Origin of the sequence: Klenkia sp. PcliD-1-E (assembly GCF_024124375.1) — a bacterium.
Classification (GTDB): Bacteria; Actinomycetota; Actinomycetes; order Mycobacteriales; family Geodermatophilaceae; genus Klenkia.
Window position 1 is genome coordinate 1 of sequence record NZ_JAMXRZ010000168.1, and the last position, 6661, is coordinate 6661.

The 6661-nt window shown below is 76.5% G+C and carries 7 protein-coding genes; 3 read left to right on the forward strand and 4 right to left on the reverse strand.

Annotated features, from left to right (window positions below; all coding sequences use genetic code 11):
* The 4 genes from NH342_RS21190 to NH342_RS21205 all read right to left on the reverse strand — a co-directional run.
* Positions 1-203: hypothetical protein (locus NH342_RS21190; protein WP_253018044.1), on the reverse strand; the 203-nt coding region annotated here is incomplete at its 3' end.
* Between the two features lie 139 nt (positions 204-342).
* Positions 343-1194 carry an ankyrin repeat domain-containing protein gene (locus NH342_RS21195; RefSeq protein ID WP_253018046.1) on the reverse strand — a complete coding sequence of 284 codons (852 nt, stop codon included), beginning with the start codon at positions 1192-1194 and terminating at the stop codon, positions 343-345.
* 47 nt (positions 1195-1241) lie between these two features.
* On the reverse strand, positions 1242-2006 hold the full coding sequence (locus tag NH342_RS21200) for an ABC transporter permease (RefSeq protein WP_253018048.1): 765 nt from the start codon (positions 2004-2006) through the stop codon (positions 1242-1244).
* An 8-nt stretch (positions 2007-2014) separates the two neighbouring features.
* Positions 2015-2890 carry an ABC transporter ATP-binding protein gene (locus NH342_RS21205; RefSeq protein WP_253018057.1) on the reverse strand — a complete coding sequence of 292 codons (876 nt, stop codon included), beginning with the start codon at positions 2888-2890 and terminating at the stop codon, positions 2015-2017.
* Positions 2891-3086: 196 nt separating this feature from the next.
* On the opposite strand from NH342_RS21205, the gene NH342_RS21210 reads away from it, so the two are divergent.
* From NH342_RS21210 to NH342_RS21220, 3 genes are all read left to right on the forward strand, one after another.
* Positions 3087-3545 carry a universal stress protein gene (locus NH342_RS21210; protein WP_253018062.1) on the forward strand — a complete coding sequence of 153 codons (459 nt, stop codon included), beginning with the start codon at positions 3087-3089 and terminating at the stop codon, positions 3543-3545.
* A 66-nt stretch (positions 3546-3611) separates the two neighbouring features.
* The gene (locus NH342_RS21215; protein ID WP_253018064.1) at positions 3612-4670 is read left to right on the forward strand and encodes an adenylate/guanylate cyclase domain-containing protein; all 1059 of its coding nucleotides are present in this window, start codon (positions 3612-3614) and stop codon (positions 4668-4670) included.
* Between the two features lie 232 nt (positions 4671-4902).
* Complete coding sequence (locus tag NH342_RS21220) at positions 4903-6543, forward strand: ABC-F family ATP-binding cassette domain-containing protein (protein ID WP_253018066.1); 1641 nt, start codon at positions 4903-4905, stop codon at positions 6541-6543.
* The last annotated feature ends 118 nt before the right edge of the window (positions 6544-6661 follow it).

The following is a 6661-nucleotide window of genomic DNA, read 5'->3' on the forward strand; positions in this document are numbered from 1 at the left end:
GCGGCGGGCTGCCGGGCCGGCTGCTCGGCCGGTGCGGCGGCGCCGTTCTCGCTCGGCTTGTAGTCGTCGAAGAAGTCGTGCCAGGCCTGGTCGACGCTCCCCGGGTCGGCGAGGTACTGCTGGTACATCTCCTCGACCAGCCACTCGTTGGCGCCGAACCCTCCGGCTGCGGCGGTGGTGGGGGAGGGCTGGGGTGCGTTCACGCTTGACACGGGGTCGAGTGCCTTCTTCGTCGTCGGACGTCGTTGGACCGGTTGCCGACTGTACCGGCCCGGGAGCCGGGGGAGGGCGCCGACGGGGCACGGACGACGTGCTCCGGGTCACCCGTCGACCGCTGGCGGGTCAGCGGGTGGTGGCGGCGCTCTCGAGGAGGTCCACGAGGTCGTCCTGCGCGGCGGCGGCGCCGTCGTCACCGGCCCGGTCCCGGGCGGCGGCGACCCGGGCGATGTCGACGGCGCTGGCGCCGTCGGAGGTGGTCGACTCCACGTCGGCGCCGGCGGCGAGCAGCGCGCGGACCACGGCCAGCCGGGCCTCGCCGGGCGGTGCGTCGACGGCGGCGTGCAGCGCGGTGCGGCCGGTGTCGGGGTCGCGGTCGCCGACGTCGGCCCCGGCGGCGAGGAGCAGGTCCACCACCTCGGGGTGGGCGGCGCCGGCGGCCATCCGCAGGGCCCCCGCGTCGGGCCGGGCACCGCGGTCCAGCAGCAGCCGCACGGCGTCGGCGGACCCGCCCAGCGCCGCCCAGCCCAGCAGCGAGACGTCGGCGTCGTCGTGCACCGAGGACTCCCCGGTGTCCAGCCGGTCGGCCAGCCGGGTGCTGTCGCCCAGGTAGGCCGCGGCGGCGCCGTCCAGCTCGGCGCCGCGCTCCAGGAGCGGGTCGACCAGGTCGGGGGCGGACTCCAGCGCCACGTGCAGCGGGGTCCGCCCGTGGTCGCTGGTGGCCTCCAGCGGCGCCCCGGCGGCCAGCAGGGCGTCGACCAGGCCGAGGTCGCCGGTGGCGACGGCCAGGTGCAGCACGGTCCAGTCGTCGCCGGCGTGCTCGACGGTGGCGCTGAGCAGGTGGGGCTGGGCCTGCACGGCGGCCACGACGGCCTCGGTGTCACCGGCGGCGACCAGGCCGGCCAGGCGCTGCGCGGTCATCCGCAGGGCGCGCAGCTCGCCGGTGCTCGGGCCGCTGGGGGGTGTCTGCTCGGGCATCGCGGGGACCTCGTTGGTTCGTCGGTGGCGGTGTCTCGGGCGGGCGGTCAGACGACGTCGCGGCGCACGGCCAGGACGGTGCCCAGCACGGCGGCGAGCAGACCGTATCCGAGCAGGAGCACGCCACCCTGCCAGGTGCCCAGCAGATCGGTCCCGCGGCCGTCGCCGGTCAGCGCGGCCAGCGCCCCGCCGGGCAGCCACCGGTAGGCGTCGGCGGTCGCGGGCACGCTGGCCACGATCGGCTCGACGACGAACAGGTAGACCAGCGAGCCGACGACGGCCCCCACCTGGTTGCGGACCAGGGCGCCGACGCCGACGCCGATGACGGCGTAGACGACCACGGCCAGGCCCGAGCGCAGCAGGGTGCTCAGGGTGTCCCCGGTCCAGTCCGGTGCCCCGCCGCGGGCGCCGCCGTAGACGGTGGCCACCAGCACGGTCGCGGCGACCGCCGCCAGGGCGAGCACCAGGCCGGCGACGGCGTAGGCGACCAGCTTGGCCACCACGACCCGCCCGCGGCGGGGGGTGACGAGGAAGGTGGGCGTGGCCGTGCGGTGCCGGTACTCCTGGGTGGTCCCGATGACGCCGAGGACGACGGCGATGACCACCACCTGGGCGGGGACGGTGGCGACGAGGGCGCCGTAGGCCTCGGTGACCACGGCCGGGATGCCCTGCCCCTGCGGCCCGCCCTGGTCCCCGGCGAAGGCGGTGAACAACGCCGTGAACCCGGCGGCCATCAGCGCCCCGGCGGCGACCAGCCAGTACCCCACCTTGGTGGTGAGCAGCTTCGTCCACTCCGCCCGCAGCAGGTCCACCGCGCCGTTCACGGGGTGCCCCCGCCGGTGGCGGCGTACTGCTCGGCGCCGCTGGTGAGCCGGAAGTAGACCTCCTCGAGGCCGGAGGTGCGGGCGCGCAGCTCGTGCAGCTCGACGCCGGCGGCGAAGGCGTGCGCGCCCACCTGGTCGGTGGTCAGGCCGGTGACCGTCAGCGCGTCGGGCCCGGTCGGCTCCACCGCGGCCCCGGCGCCGGTGAGCGCGGCGGACAGCTGGTCGGCGGCGGGGGTGCGCACCAGCACGGTGCCCGCGGACTCCGCGCGCAGCTCGGCCAGGCTGCCCTCGCGGACCAGCCTGCCCGCGCCGACGATCACCACCCGGTCCGCGGTCTGCTCGACCTCGGCCAGCAGGTGGGAGGAGACCAGCACGGTGCGGCCCTCGTCGTGCGCGAGGTGGCGGAGGAACCCGCGCAGCCACTGGATGCCCTCGGGGTCCAGGCCGTTGGCCGGCTCGTCGAGGACCAGCACCCGCGGGTCGCCGAGCAGGGCGGTGCCCAGCCCCAGCCGCTGGCGCATGCCGAGGGAGTACCCGCCGGCCTTGCGCCGGCCGGCCGGGGTCAGCCCGACCTGGGCCAGGACGTCGTCGGCGCGGCGGGCGGGCAGCCCCGCGGCACGGCAGTACACGCGCAGGTGGTCCCGGCCGCTGCGGCCGGGGTGGAAGGCGGTCTCCAGCACCGCCCCGACGCGGGTGGCCGGCCGGGGGAGCGCGGCGTAGGGGGTGCCGCCGAAGGTCGTCGTGCCGCGGTCGGGGGTGATCAGCGCCAGCGCCATCCGCAGCGTGGTGGTCTTCCCGGCCCCGTTGGGGCCCAGGAAGCCGGTGACCTGGCCGGGCTCGACGGTGAAGCTCAGCGAGTCGACCGCGGTCACCGACCCGAAGGTCTTGGTGAGGCCGCGGACCTCGACCCGGCCGTCGTCGACGGCGGTGCAGCTGCTGATGACGCCTCCTCGGTGGGTTGCCCCCCGTGCGGAACCATCCAACCGCACGGACCGGTTCCGGAGGGTTCCTGTTACCTGGTGACACATCTGGCGCGCGGGCCGTGCCCGGGTCCGCTAGGTTCCGCCCGTGACTGCCTACCGCACCGTCGTCGTCGGCACCGACGGTTCCGGGTCCTCGCTGCGCGCGGTGGCCCGGGCCGCCGCTCTCGCGGGTGCCTGCGGGGCCACCCTGGTCATCGTCTGCGCCTACCTGCCGACCGAGCCCGACGACCGCGAGGTCCGCGGTGCGGCCGAGGTGCTCAAGGACGAGGCCTACCAGGTCATGGGCTCCTCCCCGGCCGAGGAGACCGTCCGCACCGCCCACGAGCGCGCCGCCGCGGCCGGCGCCGGTGAGGTGCGCACGGTCGCCGTCGTCGGGTCGCCGGTGGAGGCGTTGCTGGACGTCGTACGGCGCGAGTCGGCCGACCTGCTCGTCGTCGGCAACCGCGGGCTCAACGGCATCAAGGGCCGGCTGCTGGGCTCCGTGCCCGCCGACGCCACCCGCCGCTCGTCGGTCGACGTCCTCGTCGTGCACACCACGGACTGACCGGGGCGCACGCTGAGCGACCCGACCGACGCCCCGCAGACGGACCCGACCCGCGCCCGGGAGGCGATGGACCGGCTGCTGCTGGGCGGGCCCCGCCGGTGGACCCGGCTGGAGGTCGCCCGGCGCGCGGGCGTGGACCCCGAGCGCACCCAGCGGCTGTGGCGCGCACTGGGCTTCGCCGACGTCGGCGACGACGACGCGGTCTTCACCGACGACGACGTGGAGGCGCTGGGCACCCTGGGCCGGCTGATCGACTCCGGGTTCGTGGACCTGGCCACCGAGGCCTCGATCGCCCGGGCCATGGGCCAGTCGCTGTCCCGGCTGGCCGACTGGCAGACCGACATGCTCGCCGCCCTGCTGGGCGAGCACCCGGACGACCCGGTGGACGCCGTCGCCGCCGCGCAGACCCTGCTGCCGCTGATGCGCGAGGTGCAGGACTACGTGTGGCGCCGGCACCTGGCCGCCAACGCCGAGCGGTTGCTGGCCGCGGGACCCGACGCCGCGGCCGACCGGCGCGAGCTGTCGGTGGGGTTCGCCGACCTGGTAGGCTACACGTCGCGCAGCCGGGGCATGGGCGGGCGGGAGCTCGGCGCGATGGTCGAGGACTTCGAGGGCCTGGCCGCCGACCTCGTCGCCCGGCACCACGGCCGGGTGGTGAAGACCGTCGGCGACGGCATCCTGTTCACCTGCGCCTCCGCCGTCGACGCGGTGGAGATCGGGCTGCAGCTGCCCGAGGAGTGGGCCGCCGAGGACCGCCCCCCGCTGCGCACCGGTGCTGCGCACGGCACGGTGCTGACCCGCCTGGGCGACGTCTACTCGCCGGTGGTGAACCTGGCCAGCCGGCTGACGTCGCTGGCCCGGCCGGGCACGCTGCTGGTGGACCAGGAACTGGCCCGGCAGCTGCGGGGGATGCGGGCCTACCGGGTGCGCCCGCTGCGCCGGGTGTCGGTGCGCGGCTACGACCACCTGCAGCCCTGGCTGGTCCGCCGCCGTCCCGGCGTCCCCGTGCCCGGCGAGGACACCGGCCCCTTCGAGGACTTCCTCGACGACTACGCCGACGACGTCCTCGGCGGCGGCAGAACGGACGACGGGGACGGCGAGGGCCGGAACGGGCGCAACCACTAGGGACCCGACGGGCACGAGGTGACCGGTGGGGACCCCGACGAGCGGGGGGCCGGAGGCCTCCCCGAGGAGGGGCGGGTGGGCTCCACGTCGCCGGGGACGGCGAGGGTCGGAGCGGGCACAACCCGTAGGGACCCCGACGAGCGGGGGGCCGAAGGCTTCCCCGAGGAGGGGCGGGTGGGCTCCACGTCGCCGGGAGCGGCACGTGGCCGCGGTGGGAGCGCGCAGCGGGACAATGCACCCCGTGAGCGCAACCCTGGTCGCCCGTGGTCTCGCCGCGGGGCACGGCACGAAGGTCCTGTTCGCCGACCTGGACCTGGTGGTGGCGCCGGGGGACGTCGTCGGGCTGGTCGGGGTGAACGGCGCCGGCAAGTCCACCCTGCTGCGCACGCTGGCCGGGCTGCTGCCCGCCGAGCAGGGCGGCATCAGCCTGTCCCCGCCCACCGCGACGGTCGGCTACCTGCCGCAGGAGCACGAGCGCCGGGACGGCGAGACCGTGCTGGGTGCGCTGGCCCGCCGCACCGGTGTCGCCGACGCCCAGCAGGTCATGGACGACGCGCTGGCCGCGCTGAGCGCCGGCGAGCCGGACGACGGGTACGCCGACGCCCTGGAGCGCTGGCTGGCCCTCGGCGGCGCGGACCTCGAGGAGCGGGCCGACGAGGTGCTGGCGACCGTGGCGCCGGGGGTGGCGCCGGGTGCGCCGATGACCGGTCTCTCGGGCGGGCAGACCGCGCGGGTGGGACTGGCCGCGCTGCTGCTGTCCCGCTACGACGTGCTGCTGCTCGACGAGCCGACCAACGACCTGGACCTGGCCGGGCTGGACCAGCTGGAGGCCTTCGTGGCCGGCCTGCGCACCGGGGTCGTGCTGGTCAGCCACGACCGCGACTTCCTGGCCCGCACGGTCACCCGGGTGGTCGAGCTGGACCTGGCCCAGCAACTGGTGCGGGTGCACGACGGCGGTTACGAGGCCTACCTGGCCGAGCGGGAGGTCGACCGCCGGCACGCCCGCGAGGAGTACGAGGAGTACGCCGGCACGAAGGCCTCGCTGGAGGCGCGGGCGCGGATGCAGAAGAACTGGATGGCCAAGGGCGTCCGGGACTCCATCAAGAAGAGCAAGGACGGCGACAAGCACATCAGGGCCGCGCAACGGGCCTCGTCGGAGAAGCAGGCGGCCAAGGCCAAGCAGACCCAGCGGATGATCGAGCGCCTGGACGTGGTCGAGGAGCCGCGCAAGGAGTGGGAGCTGCGGATGGAGATCGCCGCCGCCCCCCGCGCCGGCGCGGTCGTGGCCACGCTGCGCGGCGCCGTCGTCCGGCACGGTGGCTTCTCCCTGGGCCCGGTGGACCTGCAGGTCGACTGGGGCGACCGGGTGGCCATCACCGGCGCGAACGGGGCCGGCAAGTCCACCCTGCTGGCCGCGTTGCTGGGCCGGGCGGAGCTGGCCGAGGGGTCGGCGTCGCTGGGGTCGGGGGTGCACCTGGGCGAGGTGGACCAGGCCCGGCGCAGCTTCGCCGGGGACGCCACCCTGGCCGCGGCCTTCGGTGCGCAGGTGCCCGACCTGCCCGACGCCGAGGTGCGCACCCTGCTGGCCAAGTTCGGCCTGCGCGCCGACCACGTGCTGCGCCCGGTGGCGTCGCTGAGCCCGGGGGAGCGCACCCGGGCGGCGCTGGCCCTGCTGCAGGCCCGCGGGGTCAACGTGCTGGTGCTCGACGAGCCGACCAACCACCTGGACCTGCCGGCGATCGAGCAGCTGGAGCAGGCGCTGGCCGACTACCCCGGCACGCTGCTGCTGGTCACCCACGACCGCCGCATGCTCGACACCGTGGCGGTCACCCGCCGGCTGGTGGTCAGCTCGGGGCAGGTGTCCGAGGGCTGACCGGCCCGGCGGCCGTGTGGGTGCGCGGCCGCCGGGGGTGGCTGGCCGGCCGCGGCGGGTCGGCCTCCAGCACGCCGGCGACGGCGTACTCGGCCAGCGCGGCCACCTCGGCCGCGGT